4 protein-coding genes are annotated in these 2,601 nt (G+C 38.0%); all 4 read right to left on the bottom strand.

The features are described 5' to 3' along the window. Positions 1-235 precede the first annotated feature (235 nt). On the bottom strand, positions 236-601 hold the full coding sequence (locus ACYVBM_RS19500) for a DUF1493 family protein (RefSeq protein WP_460687379.1): 366 nt from the start codon (positions 599-601) through the stop codon (positions 236-238). A gap of 13 nt (positions 602-614) precedes the next feature. Next, positions 615-1,016, bottom strand: a complete 402-nt coding sequence (locus ACYVBM_RS19505; protein WP_460687380.1) for a hypothetical protein — start codon at positions 1,014-1,016, stop codon at positions 615-617. Positions 1,017-1,057: 41 nt separating this feature from the next. Beyond that, entirely contained in the window at positions 1,058-1,534 is a 477-nt protein-coding gene (locus ACYVBM_RS19510; RefSeq protein WP_460687381.1) for a hypothetical protein, read from the bottom strand. Then, on the bottom strand, positions 1,531-2,601 hold a 1,071-nt coding region (locus ACYVBM_RS19515), incomplete at its 5' end, for a hypothetical protein (RefSeq protein ID WP_460687382.1). The genes ACYVBM_RS19510 and ACYVBM_RS19515, both read right to left, overlap by 4 nt.

The raw sequence follows: 2,601 nt of genomic DNA on the forward strand, positions 1-2,601 counted from the left end.
GGCGCCAGCATTTGACCGGTGGCAGCATCATCAGAACCATACTTATACGAGTCGGGGACGCTTGTATAGCCGGACGATAAAAATAAACATCATCTTAGGAATGATTGAAACTATGCTTACCAAAAAGAAATTCAAAGACTTCTTTAATAAAAATGTAGCTGCGCTATAAGAAATACTTTTCTACGATTTAAACTACAGCAAAAAACAAAGCCACTCAAAATTGAGTGGCTTGTTTTCAGATAAATGCTTTTATTTCTATTGCATTTTGTAAATCTCGAACATAAATTTTAGGATTATATAATTTCCTGCACATTCTCTTTACCCAATCTTTCTTATAATTGAACGAACGAAGAGTCATATACAAAATACCCATTCCTTTTCCACTTGGGTAATCATATTTCTTTCCCCACTCAAATCCTGAAATATCAATATCAAATTTTTTTGAAAAGTCCGCTATAAAAACATCCATATCCAAATCGAAGATATTCAGGTCTAAATCTAAGCTTGTATCCAAACTGATATTCTCAGCATCTATATTTTTAATCTTCATCTCCTTACAGAAAGAAATAATAAAATCCTTTAGCTCCTGTGAAAGTTTCATAATTATACTCCTCCTATTTTTTATTCGGTCCTAATTTTTTCAATTGATTTTCTATTCTCATCCATATCCAAAATCCCGGATTCCAAGGAGTATCATAATGGTCTTTTACTTCATCTAAAGGTGGGTTGGTCTTTATTATTTCATCATAGTACATTGCATTTTCAATAACAGTAGTTCCTATCATAATCGGTACTCCTGCTCTTTGAATAATTCGACCTCCGTGTTGCCATCCTAAACGCCTCATCTGAATTGACATAAAACTCGTATAATCTTTCGCTCCTTTCATTGCTATTGAACGGTTATACGGACCTGTTAACCATTTAGGCATTTGGCTTAATGCGTGTTTGCTTACATAAAGGTCTGATAGGGCAACGGCAGTAGTGCTTGACTTCTTTAAAAATGAATTTACATCCATCCAATCCGTCCCCCCATTTGATTGTAGCTGACTATTTTGGGCTAAAAATTATCCTTAAACCATTTTCGTATTTTTCCCTCTAATGAAGGTTTCTTCTGCACCTCTTCTGTTTTGACAGGATTAGCCAAACGTTCTTCTGCTAACCTCGCACGATTCAAATTGGCAACTAAGACAAAGGTTAAGGCGGTAAGAACTATATAACTAACTATTGCAAAACCGCCTTTTCTGGTTTTCTCAAAGTCATAATTCAAAAATCGTCTTGGTCTTACTATACCAAAATAAATAATGCCCCACAATACTGACATCGGTATCAATACATAAAACTTATTCGGAAGAATTTCCGTCATATCTCTGACAAGATGCAAATGTGCTAATAAAGCATATAATGTAAATATGTTTATCCATAAAAGTATACTAACAACACTGGCTGTGTAAATTAATGGAATATGAGATTCATTTAACTTGTCAATATAAAAACGGTAAACTCTGAATGTTAGGTAATACAGTACTATCATCATTGCCCTCCCGGTTTTTCAAAAAAAGTATTACCTGTAGAATACTCATACAAGGCTTTCCCCCCAAAATAAAGAATACTTATTCCTGCTGTCGCCGGAAAAAAACCAAGAACTCCAAAGAAACCATCAACAAGTGCTTCCGTTCCTGAAATTTGACCATCAAAATATTGATATGTTGTAATACCTAACGACATAAACCCTGCAGCATTTCCAGCAGTCTTAAGTGTAGATGCGGTATTTTGTAGTGCTTTTGTAGATACTCGTATATTATACGGCAAATATTTTCCTGTTCTAATAACTGATTTAGGATTATAGCCGTGATAGTTCCTCTTGACGATAGCATCTATTTGGGTTCCTAAACCATTTGCTAAATAACCTCCTCCTGTCAAAATATTTCCCCAATCTCCTAAATTTAATCCTCCATTTTCACTCCCCCCGTTTGATTGTTGCAAAAATAACGCTTCTGCCTTTGAATAAGAATAAAAAGTGGTTACAAAGCCTCCTAAGTTTGCATGAGCATAAGTAAGACCCGTAGTTTGAAATCCGTTACCCAACTTAACGGAAGATGCATTCATGGTATTGATATCATAGGCATAACCGCTCCATTGTGCAGACATATACCCGTTCCACATACCAGCTGTAACACGACCGCTGCCACGGGTGCGGGCGCTATAGTTAGCCAATGCCTGCCCGGCAGAACCGGGCGCTGTGCCGCCCCACCAGCCATGATCTGATATATAACCTACACCATAGCCAAACGCCTCATCCATCGATTTAAAAATATAGGGCGAGCCCATTCCCGAACTGATATAACCTCCATTCCCGCCGCCTGTGCCTACTGTATTTTCAATCAGGCTCATTGCCTGGTTCCATTCTGCATGAGACAGATCGCCGCTGGGATCCGTATATTTTAACGGGTTCCCGTTCGCATAAAGATAGCGGTTGTAGCCCGAAGGGCTTAACGCATATTGCACATAATTATCCGGCGCCAGCATTTGACCGGTGGCAGCATCATCAGAACCATACTTATACGAGTCGGGGACGCTTGTATAGCCGGACGATAAAAATAA

The organism is Niabella aquatica, from assembly GCF_054779315.1.

Coding starts and splice junctions, on each gene's coding strand:
- ACYVBM_RS19500 (WP_460687379.1), bottom strand. CDS start 601: ATGAAACTTTCACAGGAGCTAAAGGATTTTATTATTTCTTTCTGTAAG.
- ACYVBM_RS19505 (WP_460687380.1), bottom strand. CDS start 1,016: ATGGATGTAAATTCATTTTTAAAGAAGTCAAGCACTACTGCCGTTGCC.
- ACYVBM_RS19510 (WP_460687381.1), bottom strand. CDS start 1,534: ATGATGATAGTACTGTATTACCTAACATTCAGAGTTTACCGTTTTTAT.